Raw genomic sequence first — 22,529 nt, forward strand, 5'->3', positions numbered from 1 at the left:
CTTGTTTGAAAGAATGGGCGACGCCCAGCCTTATCCCCGCGCGCGCAACAGACGGCCCTTCTCGCGGCCCCAGTCGCGGTCCTTCTCGCTCGCACGTTTGTCGTGGAGCTGCTTGCCCTTGGCCAGCGCAAGCTGCAGCTTAACCCGGCCGCGTTCGTTGAAGTACATCTTCAACGGCACAAGGGTCATGCCCTGGCGTTCTACCGCACCCATCAGCTTGTTGATCTGCTTGCGATGCAGCAGCAGCTTGCGCGGCCGCTTCGGCTCGTGGTTGAAACGGTTGGCCTGCAGATATTCAGGGATGTTGCAGTTGATCAGCCAGATCTCGCCGTCCTTCGGATCGGCGTAGGATTCCGCAATGGTGCTCTTGCCGTTGCGGATCGACTTCACCTCGGTCCCGGTCAAGGCGATGCCCGCCTCGACCGTATCCTCGACGGCGTAGTTGAACCGCGCCTTGCGGTTCTCGGCGATCACCTTGATCGGGCGTTCGTTCTTTTCGGCCATCGTTCAATACTTTCAGCGTGCTGACCGAATATAGGTGCAGCGAATGCCCGACCCAAGCCTTGGGCTCAGGCCTTCTTGAGCAGATCGCGGATCTCGGTCAGCAGTTCTTCTTCACGGGTCGGCTTCGGCGGTTCAACCGGCTTGGCGGCATCGTTGCGCTTCAGCTGGTTCATGAAGCGGATCACCAAGAACAGGACAAAGGCGACAATGATGAAGTTCAGCGTCAGGGTCAGGAAGCTGCCCCAGGCCAGCACGGCGCCCTGCTTCTTGGCGTCGGCCAGATTGGTTGCCGTAACGGATTTCGAGAGACCCGTGAAGTAATTCGAGAAATCGAGACCGCCGGTGATCGCACCGATGATCGGCATGATGACGTCGGCCACCATCGACGAGACGATGGCACCGAAGGCCGCGCCGATGATCACGCCGACCGCGAGATCGACCACATTGCCCTTCATCGCGAAATCGCGAAATTCCTTCAGCATCTGCAATTCCTCTTTGTTTTCAACGAACGACGCGTACGCGCTTACAAATAAGGAGAGATGACGCAGCCAAAGTCACTCAACATCTGATTGATGCAGATACCTAGTTGATGAGGCCCGCGAAGACCATGGCGTCACGGATCACCTTGCCGGTGGGCGGCGTCACAGTCATCAGCGGCAGACGTACTTCTTCCTTGATGCGGCCCAGCAGTGCGAGACCGTGCTTGGCGCCGGCGAGGCCGGGCTCCTTGAAGATAGTGTCATGCAGCGGCGTCAGGCGATCCTGGATCTTGAGCGCCCCGGCATAGTCGCCCTTGAGCACCAGCGACATCAGTTCGGCACACAGCTTCGGCGCAACATTCGCCGTCACCGAAATGCAACCATGGCCGCCCGCCGCCATATAGGCCAGCGCAGTCATGTCTTCGCCGGACATCTGGATGAAATCCGGTCCCATCGCGTGACGCTGCTTGGACACGCGCGCGAGATCGGCAGTGGCATCCTTCACGCCGGCGATGTTCTTCAGCTCATACAGGCGCGCCATGGTGTCGACGGACATATCGACCACCGACCGCGGCGGAATATTGTAGATGATGATCGGAATGCCGATCGCATCGTTCACCGCCTTGAAGTGCTGATACATGCCCTCTTGCGTGGGCTTGTTGTAATACGGTGTCACCACCAGCACCGCATCCGCACCGGCCTTCTCGGCGTGCTTCGCCAGTGCCACCGCTTCCTTGGTGGAGTTGGACCCGGCGCCAGCGATCACCGGCACGCGGCCCTTGGCTTCGTCGATGCACCATTCGACGACCTTGTAATGCTCTTCATGGCTCAGCGTCGGGCTCTCGCCCGTGGTGCCAACCGGAACGAGGCCGTTGCTGCCCTCGGCCATCTGCCAGCTGACGAGCGCACGAAAGCCTGCCTCGTCCAGCGCGCCATCTTTGAACGGCGTGACCAGCGCGGTGTAAGACCCCCGGAAATTCGTCTTGGTGGCTGCCATGGTCTGCTCCGAACGCGATGCGGCTTTAGCCGTCTGCTTGAACCGATTGATTGAACAGCAAGTCTTATCGAGTCTGCGGCTGCGGCGAAAGACCGCCCGAAGCGGTTTCAGCGCGGTTTACCGGCTGTTTGGCCGTGATTTCGCCGCCGTGGCCGGGCAGAGAGGAGCAAGCGGTTACAGAAATTGACGATTTGGTCACCGTTTCAATCAAATACATCATGGGAATGCGTGCGATTGTCTGATTCGCCGCGAGGGAACGCCGTGAAGCACCTGCTCCTCACCTCGACTGCGCGGCGGACGGCCTTGCAACGGACAGCATTGGGCTCCGGTCTGGCGCTGGCGGTCGGAGTATCGGTGCTGGCCGTCGAGGCCTGGGCGGCCACCAAGGTTCCATTGCCGAAAGCGCGCCCCATTGCGCGCAGTGCCGCACAGGCCCCCACGGCCGTGGCGACCCCGGCGAAGCCGCTCGCGCCGGATGCTGCGAGCCCGGCTCCCGTAATCCAGCCCGCCACACGCCAGCATGCGGCAATTCCACCTGCTGCCAAGAAGCCGATCGCCCGCGCCGCGGTGGCGGCAACAACATCCACCCCACAGGCGGATGCCGAAACGCTTGAAAACGTCATCGAGCTGATCCGCAAGCGCAAGGGGTCGGAAGCCGCGCAGGTCGTGCAAACGATTGGCGATCCAGTTGCGCGCAAGCTCGGCGAATGGATCTATCTGCGCAGCGATGACAATGGCGCTTCGGTCGAGCGCTACCGCGCTTTCGTCGCCGCCAATCCGAGCTGGCCATCGCAGACCTTCCTGCGACGCCGCATCGAAGCGGCGCTGTGGGACGACAAGCGCGACGACTCCGCGATCCAGTCCTATTTCGAGAGCGAGAAGCCGATTTCCGCCAAGGGCAAATTCGCTCTGGCCAAGTCGCTCCTCGCGCGCGGCGACCGCGCCGGCGCGGAGCGGCTGATCCGTGATGCATGGCGCAGCGATCCGTTATCGGGCGATACCGAGAACATGGCCATCGACATGTTCGGTCCGCTGATCACACCCGGCGATCACAAGGCGCGCATGGACATGCTGCTCTATGGCAGCGATTCAGATGCCGCGCTGCGCTCTGCCAAGCGCCTCGGCGGCGCGCAGATGGCGCTCGCGCGGGCGCGCATCGGCGTCACCAAGAAGGCATCGAACGCCAACGCGCTGCTCGCTGCAGTACCGTCCGAGCTGCATAGCGACCCCGGCTACATCTTCAGCCACATTCAGCAGCTGCGCCGCGAGGAGAAATTCGGCGAAGCAGCGCGGCTGATGATTGCAGCGCCGCGCGAACCGCAGCGCCTGCACAATCTCGACGAATGGTGGATCGAGCGACGTCTCACGGCGCGCAAGTTACTCGACGTCGGCGAACATCGCTCGGCCTATCTCGTAGCACGCGATGCTGCCCTGCCGGCGCGCGACATCTACAAGACCGAGCAGGAGTTCACCGCCGGCTGGATCGCGCTGCGCTTCCTGAAAGATCCCGCGACTGCCGCTCAGCACTTCGCACGTATCGGCGTCGGCAGCGTCAATCCGACAGCCCTCGCCCGCGCCGGTTACTGGCAGGGCCGTGCTGCGGAAGCCGCAGGCCGCAGCCAGGAAGCGCGTGCCGCCTACACACGCGCAGCAGAGCAATCCACCAGCTATTACGGCCAGCTCGCCCGCGCGAAGCTTGGCCTGCAGCAGCTCGACATCAGCGGTGCATTGACCGCCCGCGCGCGTGGGCTCGATCGACTGGAAATCGTACGCGCGGTGCAACTGCTCTACGCCATGGACGAGCGCGAAGTCGCCATCCCGATCTTCGCCGATGTCGGCGAGAACGGCGATCCGGAAGCCGTGCTCGGCCTTGCCGAGCTCGCGCAACAGAACAAGGATGCCCGCGGCACATTGCTGGTCGGCAAGGCGGCACTCAATCGCGGCCTGCCCTTCGATCACTATGCCTATCCGACGACGGGCATTCCGAGCTACCGCCCGATCGGGCCCGAAGTCGAGTCTGCCGTGGTCTATGCGATCGCACGGCAGGAAAGCGCCTTCAATCCGGCCGTCGTGTCGCCGGCCCAGGCCTATGGTCTGATGCAGGTGACGCCGAGCGCGGCGCAATACGTCACCAAGCGGCACGGCGGCACCTATGACCTCTCACGCCTCAAGAGCGATTCGGTCTACAATGCGACGCTGGGCGCCGCCGAACTCGGTGGCCTGCTCGAAGACTATCGCGGTTCCTACATCATGACCTTTGCCGGTTACAACGCGGGCCGCGGTAGCGTGCGCAAATGGATCGAACGCTACGGTGATCCACGTGACCCCAAGGTCGATCCGGTCGACTGGGTCGAGTCGATTCCGTTCTCGGAAACGCGCAACTACGTCCAGCGCATTATGGAAAATCTGCAGGTTTATCGCGCCCGCTTCGGCGGTGGCTCGCGGCTGCAGATCGAGGCCGACCTGCATCGCGGTGCCAGCAGCAGCGTCGAGTAGCATCAACTAGGACAGTGCGAATACGTCGGATGGGTAGACCGCAGACGCGTAAGCGTCGAGCGAAACCCATCCTACACCTTGGCACAGCGATCGATCACGCAAGCAAAAACCCCCGGCAGTTTCCTGCCGGGGGTCTTTGTTTCAGATAGCGATTGCCGTGAGGCAGTCGACATTAGAACGAGCGCAGGATCTGAACCGAACCGTTGTAGAGGTTCTGGTTGCTCGTGTTCAGGACCGTACCAGCCGGCTTGCCGGACATGCTCGTCACGGTGTAGGTGCCGTTGAGGTTCTGCTCGAGGCGGCTGTAGGTGAATTCAGCCGACAGGGTCAGGTTCTTGACAGGGGTCCAGGCAGTACGGGTACCGATCTGGGCCACGGCGAAGTCGAAGTTGCCGGTGCCGGCGAAGGTACCAGCGCGAGATGCTGCAGCCGTCGAGCTGCTGGTGCCCGGGCCACCCGTGGTGAGGCCCTGGAATGCGGCGAGCATCAGAGCATTGCCGTCACCATACGAGATGCTGCTGTAGCTGCCGAACAGCGACGTGCGCCATGCCGGGTTCCAGTAGTGCTCGTAGAAGCCAGCGACCGACCAGGCTTCGCTCTGGATGATCTGACCGCCGGTGGTGTACACGCCGTCCAGAACATAACCGAAGCCGATGGTGTTGCCGTCGACCTTCGCGAAGCGACCGCCGCCCGAGGTGTCGGTGGTGCCGCCAGCGATCGCGTACTTCGCTGCGCCCTTGGCGTAGGTTGCTTCGAGCTTCAGAGTGTCGCCTGCGCCGGTGGGCAGGTTCTTGAATTCAACCGCTCCGTTGACTGCGAAACCGTACTTGTCGTCAGCATGACCGGTAGCTTCGGTCGTGCCGTAGAAGCCCGGGGTAGCAGCGTGCATCGCAGCGCCGAAGTGCAGCGTGCCCCAAGCCTGGTCGAGGCGGATGTTGCCGACGACGTCAGGAATGTGGTTGCCGCCGTAGGCATTGCCCAGGAACGTGTTCGAGGTCGTGCCGTAGAACGCCCCCGTGAACGTGCTCGCGCCCGGTCCCGTGATGAAGGAATTGGTATTCCAGAGGCCGGCGTTACGGTAGGCCGAAGCGTTTTCGAGCGAGATCGTGCCCGACACGCCGTTACCGAACGAAGCGGTGTAGGCGATCTGCGCGATACCGGTCGTGTTGTTCGAACCAGCCATGAAGCCCGACGAAATGTAAGGCTTGTTGAGGGCCCACTGCGGGTCGAACTGCGAGACGGCCTTACCGAAGGTGAAGCCGGCGAACTGGATGAAGGCGTAGTCGACTTCGGTGAAGCCGCCAGCGATCGATTCACGGTTCTGCGAGAAGTCGAACTGCATGTTCGCGTAGGTACGAAGGACACCGTATTCGGTGGCAGTGCGGGTATCGGTGGTCAGGTTGATACGTTCGCGGGTGATGAAATAATCCTTGGTCCAAAGATTATTGCCACCAGCGCCACCCTGCCAGAACGGGGTGTCGTAAGCTGCGGCGTTGAACGAGGTGTCCAAACGGATCGCGCCGCCGATCTTGATGCAGGTGTCGGTGCCCGGGATGTAGTAGAAACCCGCGCCGTAGAGGGAGCAGATCTTCACGTATTCGACCGCTTTGGCCTTGACGGGAAGATCGGCTGCCTGAGCTCCGCCAACGGCGAGCAGAGCTGCCGTCGAGCCGAGAATAAGGCCCTTAATCGTCTTCATGTAAACCTCCAAGTTGCTTTAGGGAAGGTTCTGCAACGGGGTGGAGGCCACCCTGAAGACAAGTCCCCTTAATCCCTGACAACCCGCAAACGCTCCGAATCTCAAAACCCGTCGCACAAGGCGTGCCGACGAGGTTCAGGACGAACCACCTTACGGGACGACCTCGGGATGCCCCCCTCCGTCGCACCGAGACCATCTCCTAAGGTTTCTCGCTCCGCAACAATGGAACGCCTCAAAGCGGCCTCCATTCGGCCGTTTCCCGGGCTGTGTTGCTTAAATCACACGGACTCGTGAATGGGCATTCTTCGCAAGCAATTGTTTCAACATCAGAATTTCCAGCGCCGCATTTCAAGGCACCGCCCCATCTCGTAACGAGCAGAAAAACATTCACACTCGCATTAGATGTATCTGGCTGGCTTTCCTGGTCCCTCGGCCGAATCGTCTCGCATCTGCCGGAGTGATAAATTCCGGCAAGCGCGGAACGGCGGATGGCAATCGATAAACAGCCTCGGGACCCATTTCCCGGCAGCAAATACACCACAGGCGGACGCGGCATCTGGAGATTATAAAGACACATCCACATCGGATGCGTCCGATTTTTGGGAACATGCGCTGCAGACTGCGATCTGGCGCTTGCGGCTCGCGACGGTGTCGGGCATATGCAGCAATGATGGAGCTGTGGCCGAGTGGCTGAAGGCACCGCTTTGCTAAAGCGGCATACCTCTCAAGGGTATCGAGGGTTCGAATCCCTCCGGCTCCGCCATCACCTCTTTTTTGCTGAAAATAACGTAATAGAAACAACGCCGCTGAAATCCCAGCGTTGCACGTTTTGTTGCGCGAATTGTTGCCCTTTTTAGACTTTTTCGGTGATTTTGGCTCAGGGACGTTAACCGTGGGGGTATCACCTAAGCCACTGATCTTGCAGCTCAGGCCTGGAGCCGTGGAGCAGAGCTGCAGCGCCCGATACCAAGGCCTCCGGATGTACACCCCGGCCGAGTCGTCTATATTGACGGAAGCGCCGCGCCTAACAGCGAAGTGACGTTTTCGAAGGTGTCGGCCACGACGACTGTGTCGTCATTTTCACCTCCCAAAGAAAAGCTTAGTGCCGTTCGCGGCCAGGTGCTGTACGGCGATCGCACCTAGCTAGTGGAGAACCTGTACCGCCGTCATCACGCTATGGCTCGACCGTCGATCGGTCCCAATGCGTGCGGCACAACCGTGAACATGTGCATGACGGGCGGTGCGGAGAGGAGCGGCGCGGTCAGCGGTCGATTGGCCGCCATGTGCGACGATGTCCGGTGCGCGGCGAGCGCGGCCTCGTCCTCGTAGATTTCGATCAGCGTGTAGCTGTCGGCCAAGGTGCGCAACTTGAGCCGTTCGTACAGGCGGTTACCCGGTTCGTTGGCACGCACCGCGGCAGCCTGGACCGCGAAGGCGCGTTCAAATGCGTCGGTGCTACCCGGCGCGACTGTGAGTTCGACCATCATTCCGATCATCGTATCGTCTTGCATCTACGGCCCGACGGCAGCCCCGGCCCGTAACCGGGCCGGGTCCAGCGGCGGGTTATGCCTTAGCCACGAACTCCTGCGTGGTGACGGCGTTGGCGTAAAATGGGGCGATCTCGGCGACGAAGTCGTCCTGCTGTTTGCGAGTATAGCCGGCCGACGCGTCGTAGATGACGTTGGTGTGGTAGCCGAGGTCGTGGGCATTGCGCATCGAAGACTCGACGCACTGGCGCAGCGAAAAGCCCGACAGGTAGATCTCGTCGATGCGGTTGTTGCGCAAGTAGCCGTCGAGCGTGGTTCCGACGAAGACGCTGCTGCCGCCGGCGCGCTCGCGAACGACATGCTCGCCCGCCGCCGGCTCGAAGCCGGGGAAGAAATCGGCCTGCTCGCCCAGGAACGCGCCATGGTCGCGCGTCATCTTACGCAGGCCGTACTTGGCCTCGCCCAGCACCTTGAAGGTCGGCTCGAACTTCAGCGCTGCGTGGATCACGTGCAGGCCGCGACGGCGGGCCTCTTCGAGGATGATCTTCGAATTGGCGATAGCGGTGTCGACCTGCTCCCGGTCCTGGAACGCCGGATAGATGCCACCGGTCGGCGAGAGCCAGCCGTTGACATATTCGATTAGGATCAGCGCGCTCTTGGATGGTCGGTCATGGTATAACTCCCGGGATGTTGGTTAGGATCAGGCGGCGATCATCGCGCCTTGCTGGCGCAGGTGGTCGAGAAAAAGGTCGGGATAGGTGTCGATTACGGCGTTCTTGACGCTAGGTCGCTCAGCGAGCGACGCGCGCCACGCCATAACGCGTGGCAGGCCAGCGAAGATCGGATCCGCCACTTCCGGATCGATGATCCCGAAATAGCGGAACAGCGGTGCGTAGACCGCATCGACCAGACCAAAGTCCGGCCCGGCGAAATACGGGCCGTCGCCCAGTTCCGCTTCGATCTTGCTTAACCGATCATGGAAGGCGGCCCGCTTGGCGTCGGCGGTCGCCATGTCCTTGGCGTGAAGGAACTGCCAGCCCTCCGTAAAGGTCTGGGTGGCGAATTCGATCCAGGCGCGATGCCGGGCACGCAGCAATGCATCGTCGGGATACATCGCCGCACCACCCTGCGTCTCGTTCAGATATTCGCAGATGACCACGCTTTCGAAGAGGATCGCATCCTCACCGTTCGGCTGGCGCACCTTCAGCACCGGCACCTTGCCGGTCGGTGACAGGGCCAGAAACCAGTCGGGCTTGGCCGACAGATCGACGTTGACCCGGTCGAACGCCACCCTCTTTTCGAGGAGGACGATCACGGCACGCTGGACGAATGGGCACAGCGGATGGCTGACGAGAGTGAGGTTTTGCTCTGTCATAAAAGGGCCTCTATGTGCTGAAGACGGATCAAAGCGACTGGCCGCCCGACACGTCGAACGTCGTGCCGTTGGCCCAGCCGAAATCGTCGGACAGGATGGCTGCGACCGCGCCGCCGATGTCGTCGGGCTGACCGACGCGGCCTAGCGCGATCTTGCTCGCGACGAAGGCATGAGCCTGTTCGTTATCGCGGACCCTACCACCGCCGAAATCGGTGGCGATGGCACCGGGTGCGATGGCGTTGACGCGGATCTGCCGCGCGCCGAGTTCCAGCGCCATGAACCGGGTCAGCGTCTCGAGCCCCGCCTTGGCCGCCGCATAAAGGCCGAAGCTGGCCATCGACGTGCGCGTGAAGCCCGACGAGACGTTGAGGATGCGTCCGCCATCGGCGAGAACCGGTAGCAACGCCTGCGTCAGGAACACCGGTCCGCGCAGGTGCATGTCGATCATCATATCGAACTGTTCCTCGCTTGCGTCAGCGACCTGCACGTGGACGACCGCACCAGCGTTGTTGACCAGATAGTCGAACCGGTCACTGCCGAAGCGGCTCCGGAGCGTCTCGGCGAAGGATGCGGCGAAGGCCGGAAAGCTCGCCACCTTGGTGACGTCGAGCGCGAGCATCGCCGCTGTGCCGCCCAGCGCCTCGATCTCGCTTACCAGCGCATCGGCTTCTGCCGCGCCCTGGCGATAGGTGCCCACGATGCCGACGCCGCGACGGGCGAGGTGCAGCGCCATGCTGCGACCGAGGCCGCGGCTGGCGCCGGTAACGAGTGCGATCTTCTGAGACATGGCTAGGTTCCTTGTGAATTGATTTTTCCAGACGGCACGCCGCTAGGCGTCGCATTTCGCTGCCAGTCAGGTAGGCGATTGCTGTATCCGACGCCCCGCCTAATGCTCTCAATTGCTTGCCTAATTGTCTCAAGCGCTTTGCAGATGGGAGAAATGGTGTCATGCTCCTTGGCATGACCGACAACCTACAGCCGCATCGCGATATCGCGCTCCGCCACGGGCGGACCGGAATGACCCTGACGCCGATCCCGCGCCTGGAAATCGGCGTAGGACAAACGACCTCGGGAACGTCACCGTGTCTCTACCGCTCGATGATCTGCTTCATTCTGCAGGGATCGAAAGAGGTGGCCATCCACGACGACCTGCTGCGCTACGACGCGTCTCAATATCTGGTCAGCGCACTCGATCTACCCTTGAGCGGCCAGATCCATGACGCTGACGACGGCAGTCCTTATGTGGCGATTTCGTTAGTCCTTGATCCGGCACTTCTCGCCGAGGTCGCATCGACGATGCCGGCGGTGCGCGACGCGGACGCGCCAGGCAGCGGCATCGCGATCAATCCGATGACTCCGTCTCTGCGCGACACGCTGCTGCGACTGCTGGCGTTGCTCGACACGCCTGCGGACATCCCGGCGCTCGCGCCGATGGCCGAACGCGAATTGCTTTATCGTCTCCTGCAGGGCCCGCAGGGGCGACTGTTGCGCCACATCGCCCGCCCAGAAGGCGCGATCGGCGGCATCCGCCGCGCGGTCGAATGGATCCGCGACCGCGGTAATACGCGGCTGCGGATCGAGGCTCTGTGCGAAGCTTCTGGCATGAGCCGTGCGAGCCTGCATCGCCACTTTCTCGCGCTGACTGGATTGAGCCCGATCCAGTATCAGAAGCAGATACGCCTTCAGGAGGCGCGCCAGTTGCTGCTCGCCGGCGACCGTAGTGCATCCGACGTCGCCTATGCGGTCGGCTATGAAAGCGCCTCTCAGTTCAGCCGCGAATATCTGCGGCAGTTCGGGGCTCCGCCCGCACGCGACGTGCGCAAGCTCAGGCAGTCGATCGACAATCAAATGATCAATTAGTCGGCCGTCAGCTTCAAAGCTGTTGACTCCAAGGCTGTTCAAGGGAACTGGGGGCATCGCCCAATGCGAGCCGTCGCGCTGGACTTCCCAGGTCACCATCCTCTCCGGAAAGCGTGAGGCGCAACGTCATGCCGATGGCACAGCACCCAATGATCGGGACGGACGAAGACGGCGGCCTACTAATCGACTGGATTTTTCGGCGCTCTGTCTGGCTAAAGCTATGGAGACCCATAGGGACGACCGGGACATCGGAAGCCGTCCCCTGTGGGCGAAGCGCCAGATCGTGGGCAGTCGTATATTCCGCTGTTCTTGAGTGCTTGGTCTCCGGCCTCATAGCGCTAAGGCGGAGCAATATTGCTCATCATCGCTGTGCGGCCCGCCATCACCTCCTACAACAGCATGGACACCCTCTCCAGACGACGCTCGCGGTCGCCGCCGTGGCGTCACATCCTAGATAACGGATCTACCAAGTCTGGTTCCGCGAATTGTCTCCAACGCCATAGCCGTAGCCGGGATAGGACTGCGATACCCCGCCTGCCCCGCCGACATAGCTGCCCCCGCCAAGATAGCTGCCATAGGCATCGCGCGGAGATGCGCGCCTCACCTGCCGGTTCTTGCGTGCCGCACTGATATCGGTGGATGCGACAGCAATGGGCGCGCTGATCGATTGCGGATATGCGGGTGCCGATGCAGCAACTGCAGGCTGGGCTCCGCTGATGGCAATACCCACCAGAGTCGCGAGGCCGCTGGCGCGGCTGATCGATGCGAGCGTGAGTTTCTTCGTCGACATGGCATTGTCCTTTTTGTTGCGCGGCCTCTCGGCCTCGTTGCAAGCGACGAGACAGACATTGGGGCGCACATGCCCGTTACAACCGTGATGCTCGTAACAAGGCCGTGACGTGGCTACGCTACATTTGGAAACATGCGAGGGAGTGCGCGATATGAAATGGGCTGCCGTGATGGCCGCCGCGATGGCGATCGCATCTGTCGCCTCGGGCCAGACCCTCAAGCTGATGGATCTCAAGGAGGTCGATCCGGCGCTGCTCAGGGATATCTACGGGACCTGGGAACTCCAGGACGCCAAGGGCAGGAAACGCTGCCGCGTGGTTTTGAAGAGCGAAAGCACCATCGGCGGCTCACAGATCGACGTGGCCAAGGACTGCGCCAGGACTTTCCCCGTCATGGACGAAATCGCGGCGTGGCGGCTCTATGAGGGTTGGACGATCGGCTTTGCCGACGCGACCCACAAACTGCGCATCCAGTTCTCGACGCCGGACAACCGCTACGTGGCGGAGCCGGAGACCGACGGCATCTTCACCATCGTCAAGAAGTAGCGGCTCATCACCCTGCCCCGGCGGGCATCGCGCCTGCCGAACCACCGCGAAAACACGCAGTCGGCTTAGTGAACCGTCGACAACCAGGCGCGGGCATCGCGCTGCGCGGCAGCGATCTCGACATCCGACATCATCTCGGCGACTTCGCGGCGCATCGGGATGGCGTCGACCCGGCCCTTGAGGGCAGCGAGGTTGAACCACTTGTGCGCGGCGACGAGGTCAACGATCCCCGAACGGCCCGACGCCCAGTACAGACCGCGCTCGAACAGCACGTCCTGGATGGCGGTCTCTGCGATCGGCATCGCAGCTTCAAAATCGATCTGCCCCTGAAACATCGGTCATTCCTTTTTTTGCTTTTGCCGCCCCAAACCGAGCGCGGCTCCCGTCCGTTATTTGATGCAATCCCAACCGCCGTTTGCCGGCTTGTTGGGATCAATATGACCGATCAAATTTGAAGAGCAGTTTAAGTATCGGGATGAACGAAATCTGAAGAGCCGAAGCTGAAACCGGCTCATACGCCGCCAAAAACCCAGCATTTATGCGGGTTTTCTGCATTTTCGCGGAATTCGGTTTACCCTGCTGTTTGGGGATGCCGTAACCATCGCAGCAGCGTCGGCGACCAGGGATATTAAAAGGGCCTGCTCCGCGCATGCGACGACGCCAATGCGAGATACGTCACAGCGAGCAGATCAAAAGCTATTCGGGATCGGGACATTCAAAGCGCCGGGGATGAACCGCACCGGCAAAAACGAGGGCGTCGGCAACACGTCAGGATCATATCTCATGTGGCCGGAGCCACCGATGAAACTGCGGACCAATGATCCGCACCGAATAAAGAACGCCAATCACGGAATGACCGGCTTCTTTGCCGGACCGGCTCGCGGGAAGAGCAAGCCCTGCCCCGGAGTGACGGTCCAGCCGTTTGACCTGATGTCTCGCCGACACCCTCTTTCGTCGACCAGAGCTGCGATCAATATCCGCTTCGAGAAGCAAATTGTCGTCGAGGCTCTCGTGACGTCGCCGGCGTTGCCACCGGCGTCGATCGTGGCAGAAGAAGTTACTTCTTCTTGGCGACCTTCTTGGTCTTCTTCGCGGTCTTCTTCACAGCGCTCTTCGCTGCCTTCTTGACGGTCTTCTTGACTGCCTTCTTCGTAGCTTTCTTGGCCATGTTGCCCTCCATAAAGAGATGACTTGATCGCTGCGTGCACTCGGGAATCGAAATGCACTTCATCCCGAATACACCAACGATTTCAAAAGAACAGTCTCTCGCTTAAGGAAGTGTTGATGAGCGCAACGCGCCACTTCCCCCACGGGCTCAGTCACAACTTGAAATCCGGCATGCGGGGCGGCGCGAGAAACGCCCGGAAACGCTGCGTCCATAAATGTCAAGATTGCAGAAAGTGCTTATTTTTTCCGAGCGCCCGCGATTCGTACTACCAAACAACTACACAAACTTCTGTCGCCCCCAAGCGTGAGTCGGGGCACTGAAAATAGGTGCTGCGGACTCTGAGTCGGTATTTTTGGCAATGAAAATATTTTTCGGGAAAACGCGTTCGCGACTTATCGGTGCTGGCCACAACCGCACTTTCTGTCGACTGACGGCATGCCGATTCGCGATCTAATTCCGCGCGCGCGACCGTTCATCGCCTACGTTACGACGCGCCAACGCGGTCCGCTGAAACGAAAACGGCGCCGCTCAAGGCGGCGCCGCGGTCATCGAAAGGGTAATTGTCAGATCCCGAGTTTGCTCTTGAGGATGTCGTTGACGACCTGCGGATTGGCTTTGCCGCCAGATGATTTCATCACCTGGCCGACGAACCAGCCCATCAGCGCCGGCTTGGCCTGCGCCTGTGCGACCTTGTCGGGATTGGCGGCGATGATGTCATCGACCACCTTCTCGATCGCGCCGGTGTCCGTCACCTGCTTCATGCCGCGCTCTTCGACGAGCGCGCGGGGGTCACCGCCTTCCGTCCAGACGATTTCGAACAGGTCCTTGGCGATCTTGCCGGAGATCACGCCTGCCCCGATCAGGTCGATGATGGCGGACATCTGTACAGCCGACACCGGGGAGGACGTGATGTCCTGACCTTCCTTGTTGAGACGGCCGAACAGCTCGTTGATCACCCAGTTGGCGGCCAGCTTGCCGTCACGCGCCTTGTTGGCGAGACCATCCAGGGTCGTCTCGAAGAACTCGGCGCTCTCGCGCTCGGTGACGAGCACACTGGCGTCATAGGGGGACAGGCCGAAGGCGCTGATGAAGCGTGCCTTCTTCTCGTCCGGCAGTTCCGGCAGCCCGGCCTTCAACTCAGCGACATAGTCTTCGCTGAATTCCAGCGGCAGCAGGTCAGGATCCGGGAAATAGCGGTAGTCATGCGCCTCTTCCTTCGAGCGCATCGAGCGGGTCTCGCCCTTGTTGGGGTCGTAGAGCCGGGTCTCCTGTTCGATCGCCCCGCCGTCCTCGAGGATTCCGATCTGGCGCCGGGCTTCATAGTCGATGGCCTGGCCGATGAAGCGGATCGAGTTGACGTTCTTGATCTCGCAGCGGGTGCCATAGGGATCGCCGGGCTTGCGAACCGAGACGTTGCAGTCGGCGCGCAGGTTGCCCTTCTCCATGTCGCCGTCGCAGGTGCCGAGATAGCGCAGGATGGTACGCAGCTTCGACACATAGGCCTGCGCCTGTTCGCTTGAGCGCATATCGGGCTTGGAGACGATCTCCATCAGCGCGACGCCGGAGCGGTTGAGATCGACGAAGGTCTGCGTCGGGCTCTGGTCATGCACCAGCTTGCCGGCATCCTGTTCAAGATGCAGGCGCTCGATGCCGACGGTAATGGCCTCGCCGTCGGACAGCTCAACCGTGACCTCGCCCTCGCCGACGATCGGCGACTTGTACTGGCTGATCTGGTAGCCCTGCGGCAGGTCGGGATAGAAGTAGTTCTTGCGGTCGAAGGTCGAGCGCCGGTTGATCTGCGCTTTCAGGCCGAGCCCGGTACGGACCGCCTGCTTCACGCATTCCTCGTTGATGACCGGCAGCATGCCCGGCATGGCCGCATCGACCAGCGAGACATGGCTGTTCGGCGATCCGCCGAACTCCGTGGACGAGCCGGAGAACAGCTTGGCGTGAGAATTGACCTGGGCGTGGATTTCCAGACCGATGACCATTTCCCAGTCGCCGGTGGCGCCCTTGATGAGCTTCGAAGGTTTGACAGGTGCGTTCATGGAGCGGTTTCTACCGCGACACGAGGCGCGGGAAAACCCCTCCTCGCGCGTTCCCGCAGCATTGCCACGGCACGACCGGGCCGGTCTTTCGAGCGTCAGCGGGCCACGGCGATGACGTGATCCTTGATTGCCGCAGGCTTCGGCAGCAGCTTGCTGCCCACCAGCCAGTCATTCAGGCTCTCCAGCGCCACCAGTTCCTTCTCGCCGACCGGAACGGGTTCGTCGTTCCGGTAATTTGCCACCCGGGTGGCGACCGCGGGGCTGAGCTTCAGCTCCTGCACCCACAGGCGCGCGGCTTCCTCGCGATTCTGCTGAGCCCACCGCGCCGACTCCCGCAGATCCTCCAGGACATCCTTCAGAATATCCGGATGCTCCGCGGCAAACGGCGTCCGCACGACATAGACAACAGCGTTCTGCGAACCGAAGTCGCTCGCCTGCGCAATTACGCGGGCATCCCCGTCGACCAGCGCGGTCGGAAAGAAGATGCTCCAGGCTGACCATGCGTCCACATGGCCGTTGGCGAAGGCGGCAGCGGAATCCACCGGGCTGAGGAAAGCGCGCTTGACCCCCGAGGACGGCACACCCGCCTTTTCCAGGGCCTTGGTCAGTTGATAGTCGCCGGTGCCGCCACGATTGACTGCCACCGAGCGGCCGGCGAGATCCGCGACGGTCTTGATGTCTGACCCGTTCCTCACCACGATGCCCGAGGAATCCCCGGCATCCCACTGATAGGCAAAGAGCGAAATCGGTGCGGTGCCGACCAGCGACGAGATTGCCGCGCTTGAACTTCCGATCGTGATGTCGATCGCATTGGCATTCAAGGCTTCCGCCGCCGGCGCATAGGCGATGAACGGCCCGACCCAGGCAACCTTGACGTTCCTGGCCGCCAGACGGTTCTCCAGCGTGCCGCGCAGGCGGCTGATCGACAGCGGTTCAGGTCCGCGCAGGAAGCCGAGCCGGACTGTCACCGGCGTCGCGGGAGATACGGCCACGCTCGCTGACGTGGAGGCAAGCCCGATCAGAAACGCGGCGACAGCCGCCCGCAGGAAAGTAGAGCGCAACATCGTCAACCTCGTGCAGCGTTGAAGAAAGGACCGATCGGATGTGCCGTTTGTCGCCGATCACCACGATCGAAAGGAAGCAGCGGCAGCAGCAGGTCCGCCACGCGGTAGGTTTCCTCGAGCAGAGGCTGGCCAGAGACGATGAAAGTGTCGAAACCGACATCGCGATATTCCAGGATGCGCGCCGCGACCGTTTCCGGATCTCCGACGATGGCGGTGCCCGGCCCGTTCCGCACCAGTCCGAAGCCGGCCCAGATATCCGGATAGATCTCCAGCTCCTGCGCGTGTTTAGGCTTCCGCGTGCCGACAATCTCTCGCATCCGGCGCTGGCCGACGGAGTCGGAGGCGGCATTGCGCGCCTGGGCGCCCTGCACCGCAGTGTCGTCCATGCGATCGAGCAGCCACTGCGCGGCATCCCACGCTTCCTGCTTCGTCTCACGGACGATCAGATTGATCCTGATGCCGAATTTCACGTTGCGACCGAGCGCCCTGGCACGCTCGCGCACCACCTTGATCTTCTCCGCAGCCTGGGGCGGCGGCTCGCCCCATGTCAGGTAGGTGTCGGCATGGCGCGCCGCGACGGACAGCGCGGGCTCCGACGAACCGCCGAAGAACAGTGGCGGATACGGCTTCTGCACCGCAGGCAATTTGAGTTGGGCGTTGCGCAGGTTCAGGTACTTGCCCTGGAAATCGACCACCTCGCCCGTCATCAGCCGGCGATACAGGCCCCAGTATTCGTCGGTGAGCGCGTAGCGTTCGTCATGAGCGAGCTCGATGCCGTAAGGCGGCATCTGGTGCTGCTCGCCGGTGACCATGTTGAGGATCAGTCGGCCGTCCGAAAACTGGTCGAAGGTCGCCGCCTTCTGCGCCAGCATCAGCGGCGCGACGATACCCGGATGCACGGCAATGATGAACTTCATGCGCTTGGTGAGCGGGATCAGCGACGCGCCCAGAACCCAGGCATCATGCTCGCCGCCACCGGTCGCCAGCAGCGCGCCCGTATAGCCGAGCTGATCGACCGCGCGTGCGATCTGCGCGAGATAGTCATGATCGACCGGGCGCCGGCCCTTGGCGTTCCAGGGATACGGGCCATCTTGCGGGATCAGGTACCAATAGATCTCCATCGTAACCTCCCAGCCTTACTTGAGCAGCTCATGCGCGAGCGCGAGCGGCTCCGGGTTGATCCAGCCGGCCACGTCGAAATCCCTGACGATGAAGCCGTGGCGCAGCAGGAAATCCTTCTGGCTTGCCAGGCCCCCTCTCCTCACATCCGAGAGATCGAGCCCGAAACTCCTCGCCGCAGCCGATCCATAGGCCGCGCGTGCCTCGTCGGCCGAGCGCCCGACCTCCTTGCCTATGATGTCGAATACCTCGGCCGGATGCCCCTGCGCCCAGTGCGACGCCCGCAGTAACACTGCGAGATAGCGTGCCACCAGATCCGGGCGCTCGAGCGCAGTGCGCCGATCGACCGTCACCGGCCGCGGATTGCCGTTATTGACGCGCAGCAACGGATCGTCCTGCTCCGCCAGATTGATCAGCGACCGCAATCCATGCGTCCCCACGGTTCCGAGCCCCGGCGCGCCCTTCACATAAATGGCATCGACCTCACCCCGCGCGAGCGCGGCGGCTTCGAGCTCGTGAAAGCGGCCATTGGCGACGCCAGCCGCCACGGCGAATGTCGGCTGATCGCTGGTGATATCGACGAGTTCGCTGTCCGCGAGGTGCAGCCCGGCAATCCCGAGACCGGTCTCGATGCCGCGTAGCGACATGGCGCGCGCGAAATCGACGCGTTGGCCGTCTTGCCGCGGCAGACCGATCCTTCTGCCGCGAAGGTCGGCCAGAGAATGAATGTCCGAATCCGCGCGAACGACGATGGCCTGGTATTCATCTATCCACGTCAGCGCCACGGTTACCGTGTCGCGTCCTTCGGACCGCGCCCAGATCGCGGGAATGTTGCCGCCTTCGCGAAACAGGCCGGGCAGCGAATGATCGAAATGCGAAATGTTGACGCGCGGATCTTCGGAATCGCGGATCGATCGAAGTACGATTCCGGACGTCGCGAATTCATCGCGCAGCAGCCCTAGATCAAGCGCTATGCCGGACGCCGTCGGCACAGGACAACGCGTGTACCAGAGCTCATTGACGGAGGATGATTTTTCAAACTCACGCGTTGCCAGACGTTCCGTCGTTACAGTCATCGGCATCTCCTGTAAGTAAATCGAGCGCGTTGCGAAACTTCGATAGACCATCATCGATGGATGAACGACCGAAAAAGAGCGTCGAAGTGTAGTTTGAAATGAACACGCTGCTATCAGGAGAGATGTAATGACATTTGTTCTTCGCATTGGCGTCCACGCCAACAATCCGTCTCTTCTTGTGCTCAGCCAGAACGGGTCGCTCGAAAAACGGATCTCGGCGCGCGGTGGAAGCGTTGAATGGGTGAAGATCGCGGCAGGCGCACGCACTGTCGAATATGTCGGCGCCAATCTGATCCAGATCGGCGGCACCGGCCTGACACCGCCTATCGCCGCGCAGGCCAAAGGCGTGCCGATCGTTACTTTCGCCGCATCAGAAGCGCGCGCAGTCGGCGGCATCTATGTTCGCAAGGACAGTCCGTTGAAAACGGTTGCCGATCTCGCCGGCAAGACGATCTCGCTCGGTGTCGGCTCGTGGCTGCAGGCCCTGCTAGCAACAGCGCTCGACCGTGCCGGCCTGACCTGGAACGATATTGTGCCGCTCGATCTTACCGAGCCGGAGTCACGTCAGGCATTGTTGGCTGGCGACATCGATGCGTGGGTTTCAGGCGGAGGACTTCGTGGCGGCGCGGATGAGATCCGGGCCATCGCCAACACCGGCGATCTCGTCACCAACCCGTCGGTGTTTTTCGCACGCCGCGATTTCGCCGATGATAATCCGAACATTATTGCGGACACAGCGAGCGCCTTGCACGAAACGGATCGCTGGATTGCGCAGCATCCGGCAGACGCTGCAGCGATCCTCGCACGCGTCGCCGGGGGGCCGCTCGACGCCGCCGAATGGGAAAAGCACATCGCACAGCGCCCATGGGGCATCCATCAGGTCGACGACAGGTTCATCACCGAGCAGCAGAAGGCAGCCGATCTTTTCTTCAGGTTTGGTCTGCTGCCACGCAAAGTCGATATTCGCGATGCAATCTATCGCCACCCGCTTAATCTCGATCGCGCTGCGTAACATCCAATCCCGGAACGCATGAACGGGTAAGAACCGCTTGTCGCATTCCGTTAGGAGGCCGGCTATATCCCCGAAGCGAAAGCCCTGAACACGGAGCTGGCACGCAACGTCTCGCGGCCGGCCAGGATCAAGTCATCGACCTGTCCCTGCGGCAGCTGGAAACGCGTCGGAACGGCTTCGAGCACTGCGGCACGCGCCGGATCTAGCTGATCGAACCCAAGCCGGCCGACGAAGAGCTGCAGATCGGTACAGCGCCAGCCGGGCCGCGCGCCATAGCGGGCTCGCTCTGCCGCCGACAAGCCGCAGCGCCACTTGATCAGCGAGGACTGCCAGTCCTTCATGGTTCGGTCGAATGCGGTATAGCTGGAGCCGATGCTGGCATCCATGGTGGTGTCCACCGCAGCCTTGATCAGATCGACGCCTTCAGGCCCTTCCACCGTATTGATCCAGTTGCCGGAGAGACCGACTTTGGAATCCACCACCATAAATATCCCGCGGCGCAGCCGGACCGCCTGCTGCGGTGTCATCGGGCCATAGGGTGTCTCGGAGGATTCGCGTACGATGGTCAGCGCAGAGACGCCGTAGTTGTCGACCAGCCCGCCATCCATCAGCTTGATGTAGGGCACCGCGCCGTCGCGGTAACGCATCACCGCCTTGGAATAGGCACTCAACATCGGTGACGCATTGCGGTTCGCGGCTGCGCGCGCGACCCAAGGCGGCAGCGGCTCGTTGCATGTGCCGGGGAAGGCTTGCACCACGGCCGGCGCAAAGGCGAGCGGCACCGCGGCCGACGCAGCCACGGCGCCCGACAGCGGATACTTGCTGAGATCGCTGCAGATCGCGGCGAAGGCCGTGTTGTCGAACACGAACGGCACGCGGTTATAGATATCCGAGGCGTTGATCCAGACCCGTGGAGAACCGCTATTTCGCAGGCTGCCGAAAGTCGCATTCTGGAACAGGTTGGCGTCGAGCCAACTGGTGAAGCCCTTGGAGTCATTGATGCCGCCGCCCAAGGCACGGCCGATAGTACCTAGCGACAGCTGCGTCGTCAGTCCGGCCTCGGCATTCTGCAGCAGGAAACGTTCACGGAAGTCCGACAGCGCGGCGCGCTTCTTGAGGCCGAAATAGGCGGCGGTCACCGATCCGCCGGAGACGCCGGACAGAAAATCGATGCGTTCCAGCATGGTGTCGGATGCACCGCGCATGCGGATGCTGCCCAGTTCTTCCAGGACACCGAACGAAAACGCCGCAGCGCGCGTGCCACCGCCTGAGAACGAAAAACCGATCAGCAGGTCGTCCTGCTCGGCAGCATCCTTGAAAACGGCGTCGAGATTGGGATCGAGGGAGGCGCCGGCCAGCGGCACGTTGGCGGGAAGGTTGTAGACCGACGTACAGCCCAGCAGCAGCGCACAGGTCGTGATCACGACACCGATCGAACGCAACGCACTCATCACTTCTCTACCGATCCCACAAGACGGCCGCACCAAACGGCACGGACCGTGTCCGGACGGTCCCCAATCCGGAATCTCAATCAGATATTACCGTAAAGCGTTGCAATTCGATGCAAACTGACGATCTGGCACCAATCGCGCCAGCAACGTGGCTAATGAATGGTGAAATAAGGTGCGCGCCAAAATGGCGCGGCGCCAATCCTCAATTCAGCTGCGTGCCCGGCGCGGCATCAAATACCAGCGTGAACCAGCTGCCCTGCCCGCGAATGCTCTCGGCGTTGAACTTCACGTTCGGCGCATTCTCTTTGAGCGTCTGCAGGATCAGCGCGCCGAGCTTGCGCGGCGACGGCCACTCCTGGCCTTCGCCAAGGCCGATGCCGTCATCGGCGACAACCACCGTGACGTGGCCGCCTTCCAGCTTGCAGATCAGTTTGATCTGACCGCCGGCACGGCCGATGAAGGCGTATTTCAGCGCGTTGGTGAGCATCTCGTTGACCAGCAGTCCCGCCGGCATCGCGATATTGATCGACATCGGGCAATAGCCGACCTGCAGATCGAGCGTGATATCCGCCGTCGCGCTGGCAGCCATCACCGCATTGGCGATGTCCGATAGATACTGTCCGAGATCGATCTCGGGCGTCGCATTCTCGTCGGACAGCGTCCGGTACAGCACCGTCAGCGCATCGATCCGGCTCGCCAGCCGGCCGAGCGCAACAGCCTCGCCTTCCACAGCCGAGCGGGCTTCGAGCCGCACCAGCGCGGTGATGAGCTGCAGATTATTCTTCACCCGATGCTGCAGCTCGCGCATCAGCATGTCGCGGTCGCGTATCTGGTTCTCGAATTGCTCGATCTGCGCACGCTCGCGGCCGCCGACATCGACCAGCGCGGCGATCCGGAAATTCTCGACGCCGTCATCACTCTCGATCACCGAGGCATAGGCCTGCACGATCACCAACCGCTCGACCGGCACCGACGGCCGGAAAACACCGATGAAGTCCTCGCCATCGCGGATCGCTTCGCCCAGCGTCTGGCTCTGGTTGTCTTCGTTGAGAAAGCCGTCGAGGCAGGTCCAGCTCTGGCCTTCGACATCGGCCGGCGCCATTGTCATCAGTTGCTCGAAGGCCTTGTTGATATAGACAACCTGCTGATCGCTGCCCAATCCGCGCGAGATGGCGAGCGCAACGGGAACATGATCCAGCAGATGCTTGTAGCGATCATTCTCGATCGCCTGCGCAAGCTTCGGGGAACCCAGAATCTGATCGACCTGTTGGGAAGGCGGAAGCCCGTCGTCGGTGCTCATGCACGGTCCATGTTCATAGGCAAACCATGGCCAAGTGCACCGCGAAACGCAATGTCAAAC

General features: G+C 61.7%; 20 protein-coding genes and 1 tRNA gene. 5 read left to right on the forward strand and 16 right to left on the reverse strand.

What is annotated here, in order from left to right:
• Positions 1-30: 30 nt before the first annotated feature.
• The 3 genes from smpB to dapA form a co-directional block, all read right to left on the reverse strand.
• Positions 31-504 carry an SsrA-binding protein SmpB gene (gene smpB, locus AB8A50_RS09280; protein ID WP_068732465.1) on the reverse strand — a complete coding sequence of 158 codons (474 nt, stop codon included), beginning with the start codon at positions 502-504 and terminating at the stop codon, positions 31-33.
• A gap of 65 nt (positions 505-569) precedes the next feature.
• The gene (gene mscL, locus AB8A50_RS09285; protein WP_089263809.1) at positions 570-986 is read right to left on the reverse strand and encodes a large conductance mechanosensitive channel protein MscL; all 417 of its coding nucleotides are present in this window, start codon (positions 984-986) and stop codon (positions 570-572) included.
• A gap of 100 nt (positions 987-1,086) precedes the next feature.
• On the reverse strand, positions 1,087-1,980 hold the full coding sequence (gene dapA, locus AB8A50_RS09290; RefSeq protein ID WP_089263808.1) for a 4-hydroxy-tetrahydrodipicolinate synthase: 894 nt from the start codon (positions 1,978-1,980) through the stop codon (positions 1,087-1,089).
• A gap of 336 nt (positions 1,981-2,316) precedes the next feature.
• On the opposite strand from dapA, the gene AB8A50_RS09295 reads away from it, so the two are divergent.
• On the forward strand, positions 2,317-4,476 hold the full coding sequence (locus AB8A50_RS09295; RefSeq protein ID WP_439079948.1) for a transglycosylase SLT domain-containing protein: 2,160 nt from the start codon (positions 2,317-2,319) through the stop codon (positions 4,474-4,476).
• A 172-nt stretch (positions 4,477-4,648) separates the two neighbouring features.
• On the opposite strand, the gene AB8A50_RS09300 is transcribed toward AB8A50_RS09295, so the two are convergent.
• On the reverse strand, positions 4,649-6,175 hold the full coding sequence (locus AB8A50_RS09300) for a porin (protein ID WP_089263806.1): 1,527 nt from the start codon (positions 6,173-6,175) through the stop codon (positions 4,649-4,651).
• A gap of 672 nt (positions 6,176-6,847) precedes the next feature.
• Between AB8A50_RS09300 and AB8A50_RS09305 the strand changes: the two genes are divergently transcribed.
• Positions 6,848-6,938, forward strand: a tRNA-Ser gene (locus tag AB8A50_RS09305).
• 406 nt (positions 6,939-7,344) lie between these two features.
• On the opposite strand, the gene AB8A50_RS09310 is transcribed toward AB8A50_RS09305, so the two are convergent.
• The 4 genes from AB8A50_RS09310 to AB8A50_RS09325 form a co-directional block, all read right to left on the reverse strand.
• Complete coding sequence (locus AB8A50_RS09310) at positions 7,345-7,662, reverse strand: putative quinol monooxygenase (protein WP_439077485.1); 318 nt, start codon at positions 7,660-7,662, stop codon at positions 7,345-7,347.
• A gap of 76 nt (positions 7,663-7,738) precedes the next feature.
• Positions 7,739-8,311 (reverse strand): isochorismatase family cysteine hydrolase, encoded by a 573-nt coding sequence (locus AB8A50_RS09315; RefSeq protein WP_439079949.1) that lies wholly within the window; start codon positions 8,309-8,311, stop codon positions 7,739-7,741.
• Between the two features lie 51 nt (positions 8,312-8,362).
• On the reverse strand, positions 8,363-9,037 hold the full coding sequence (locus tag AB8A50_RS09320; RefSeq protein WP_439077486.1) for a glutathione S-transferase family protein: 675 nt from the start codon (positions 9,035-9,037) through the stop codon (positions 8,363-8,365).
• 28 nt (positions 9,038-9,065) lie between these two features.
• Positions 9,066-9,824 (reverse strand): SDR family NAD(P)-dependent oxidoreductase, encoded by a 759-nt coding sequence (locus tag AB8A50_RS09325; protein WP_439077487.1) that lies wholly within the window; start codon positions 9,822-9,824, stop codon positions 9,066-9,068.
• Positions 9,825-9,997: 173 nt separating this feature from the next.
• On the opposite strand from AB8A50_RS09325, the gene AB8A50_RS09330 reads away from it, so the two are divergent.
• Positions 9,998-10,897 carry an AraC family transcriptional regulator N-terminal domain-containing protein gene (locus AB8A50_RS09330; protein ID WP_439079950.1) on the forward strand — a complete coding sequence of 300 codons (900 nt, stop codon included), beginning with the start codon at positions 9,998-10,000 and terminating at the stop codon, positions 10,895-10,897.
• Positions 10,898-11,360: 463 nt separating this feature from the next.
• On the opposite strand, the gene AB8A50_RS09335 is transcribed toward AB8A50_RS09330, so the two are convergent.
• Positions 11,361-11,687 carry a hypothetical protein gene (locus AB8A50_RS09335; protein WP_439077488.1) on the reverse strand — a complete coding sequence of 109 codons (327 nt, stop codon included), beginning with the start codon at positions 11,685-11,687 and terminating at the stop codon, positions 11,361-11,363.
• 151 nt (positions 11,688-11,838) lie between these two features.
• On the opposite strand from AB8A50_RS09335, the gene AB8A50_RS09340 reads away from it, so the two are divergent.
• Positions 11,839-12,231, forward strand: a complete 393-nt coding sequence (locus AB8A50_RS09340) for an AprI/Inh family metalloprotease inhibitor (protein WP_439077489.1) — start codon at positions 11,839-11,841, stop codon at positions 12,229-12,231.
• Between the two features lie 65 nt (positions 12,232-12,296).
• Here AB8A50_RS09340 and AB8A50_RS09345 read toward each other — a convergent pair whose 3' ends face one another.
• The 5 genes from AB8A50_RS09345 to AB8A50_RS09365 all read right to left on the reverse strand — a co-directional run bounded on the left by AB8A50_RS09345 (position 12,297) and on the right by AB8A50_RS09365 (position 18,706).
• Positions 12,297-12,566 (reverse strand): hypothetical protein, encoded by a 270-nt coding sequence (locus AB8A50_RS09345; RefSeq protein ID WP_068732448.1) that lies wholly within the window; start codon positions 12,564-12,566, stop codon positions 12,297-12,299.
• A 1,396-nt stretch (positions 12,567-13,962) separates the two neighbouring features.
• Entirely contained in the window at positions 13,963-15,447 is a 1,485-nt protein-coding gene (gene gatB / locus AB8A50_RS09350; RefSeq protein WP_439077490.1) for an Asp-tRNA(Asn)/Glu-tRNA(Gln) amidotransferase subunit GatB, read from the reverse strand.
• A 95-nt stretch (positions 15,448-15,542) separates the two neighbouring features.
• Positions 15,543-16,511, reverse strand: coding sequence for an aliphatic sulfonate ABC transporter substrate-binding protein (locus AB8A50_RS09355; RefSeq protein ID WP_439077491.1), 969 nt, complete (start codon positions 16,509-16,511; stop codon positions 15,543-15,545).
• Positions 16,512-16,513: 2 nt separating this feature from the next.
• Positions 16,514-17,632, reverse strand: coding sequence for an LLM class flavin-dependent oxidoreductase (locus AB8A50_RS09360; RefSeq protein WP_093761370.1), 1,119 nt, complete (start codon positions 17,630-17,632; stop codon positions 16,514-16,516).
• A gap of 15 nt (positions 17,633-17,647) precedes the next feature.
• Positions 17,648-18,706, reverse strand: coding sequence for an ABC transporter substrate-binding protein (locus AB8A50_RS09365; RefSeq protein WP_439077492.1), 1,059 nt, complete (start codon positions 18,704-18,706; stop codon positions 17,648-17,650).
• A gap of 127 nt (positions 18,707-18,833) precedes the next feature.
• On the opposite strand from AB8A50_RS09365, the gene AB8A50_RS09370 reads away from it, so the two are divergent.
• Positions 18,834-19,718 carry an aliphatic sulfonate ABC transporter substrate-binding protein gene (locus AB8A50_RS09370; protein WP_439077493.1) on the forward strand — a complete coding sequence of 295 codons (885 nt, stop codon included), beginning with the start codon at positions 18,834-18,836 and terminating at the stop codon, positions 19,716-19,718.
• 62 nt (positions 19,719-19,780) lie between these two features.
• Here the strand turns inward: AB8A50_RS09370 and AB8A50_RS09375 are convergent, their stop codons facing one another.
• On the reverse strand, positions 19,781-21,169 hold the full coding sequence (locus AB8A50_RS09375; RefSeq protein ID WP_439077494.1) for a patatin-like phospholipase family protein: 1,389 nt from the start codon (positions 21,167-21,169) through the stop codon (positions 19,781-19,783).
• Between the two features lie 202 nt (positions 21,170-21,371).
• Positions 21,372-22,469 (reverse strand): sensor histidine kinase, encoded by a 1,098-nt coding sequence (locus AB8A50_RS09380; protein ID WP_439077495.1) that lies wholly within the window; start codon positions 22,467-22,469, stop codon positions 21,372-21,374.
• Between the last annotated feature and the right edge of the window lie 60 nt (positions 22,470-22,529).

The sequence above is a fragment of the Tardiphaga sp. 841_E9_N1_2 genome, assembly GCF_051811065.1.
Classification (GTDB): domain Bacteria; phylum Pseudomonadota; class Alphaproteobacteria; order Rhizobiales; family Xanthobacteraceae; genus Tardiphaga; species Tardiphaga robiniae.

Bases quoted from the DNA above. Each gene is read 5' to 3' on its own strand.
- dapA (WP_089263808.1), bottom strand. From the start codon at position 1,980: ATGGCAGCCACCAAGACGAATTTCCGGGGGTCTTACACCGCGCTGGTC.
- AB8A50_RS09335 (WP_439077488.1), bottom strand. From the start codon at position 11,687: ATGTCGACGAAGAAACTCACGCTCGCATCGATCAGCCGCGCCAGCGGC.
- AB8A50_RS09370 (WP_439077493.1), top strand. From the start codon at position 18,834: ATGACATTTGTTCTTCGCATTGGCGTCCACGCCAACAATCCGTCTCTT.
- AB8A50_RS09360 (WP_093761370.1), bottom strand. From the start codon at position 17,632: ATGGAGATCTATTGGTACCTGATCCCGCAAGATGGCCCGTATCCCTGG.
- mscL (WP_089263809.1), bottom strand. From the start codon at position 986: ATGCTGAAGGAATTTCGCGATTTCGCGATGAAGGGCAATGTGGTCGAT.
- AB8A50_RS09320 (WP_439077486.1), bottom strand. From the start codon at position 9,037: ATGACAGAGCAAAACCTCACTCTCGTCAGCCATCCGCTGTGCCCATTC.
- AB8A50_RS09310 (WP_439077485.1), bottom strand. From the start codon at position 7,662: ATGATGGTCGAACTCACAGTCGCGCCGGGTAGCACCGACGCATTTGAA.
- AB8A50_RS09300 (WP_089263806.1), bottom strand. From the start codon at position 6,175: ATGAAGACGATTAAGGGCCTTATTCTCGGCTCGACGGCAGCTCTGCTC.
- AB8A50_RS09345 (WP_068732448.1), bottom strand. From the start codon at position 12,566: ATGTTTCAGGGGCAGATCGATTTTGAAGCTGCGATGCCGATCGCAGAG.
- AB8A50_RS09365 (WP_439077492.1), bottom strand. From the start codon at position 18,706: ATGACTGTAACGACGGAACGTCTGGCAACGCGTGAGTTTGAAAAATCA.
- AB8A50_RS09330 (WP_439079950.1), top strand. From the start codon at position 9,998: ATGACCGACAACCTACAGCCGCATCGCGATATCGCGCTCCGCCACGGG.
- AB8A50_RS09325 (WP_439077487.1), bottom strand. From the start codon at position 9,824: ATGTCTCAGAAGATCGCACTCGTTACCGGCGCCAGCCGCGGCCTCGGT.
- AB8A50_RS09375 (WP_439077494.1), bottom strand. From the start codon at position 21,169: ATGAGTGCGTTGCGTTCGATCGGTGTCGTGATCACGACCTGTGCGCTG.
- AB8A50_RS09355 (WP_439077491.1), bottom strand. From the start codon at position 16,511: ATGTTGCGCTCTACTTTCCTGCGGGCGGCTGTCGCCGCGTTTCTGATC.
- AB8A50_RS09380 (WP_439077495.1), bottom strand. From the start codon at position 22,469: ATGAGCACCGACGACGGGCTTCCGCCTTCCCAACAGGTCGATCAGATT.
- AB8A50_RS09340 (WP_439077489.1), top strand. From the start codon at position 11,839: ATGAAATGGGCTGCCGTGATGGCCGCCGCGATGGCGATCGCATCTGTC.
- gatB (WP_439077490.1), bottom strand. From the start codon at position 15,447: ATGAACGCACCTGTCAAACCTTCGAAGCTCATCAAGGGCGCCACCGGC.
- smpB (WP_068732465.1), bottom strand. From the start codon at position 504: ATGGCCGAAAAGAACGAACGCCCGATCAAGGTGATCGCCGAGAACCGC.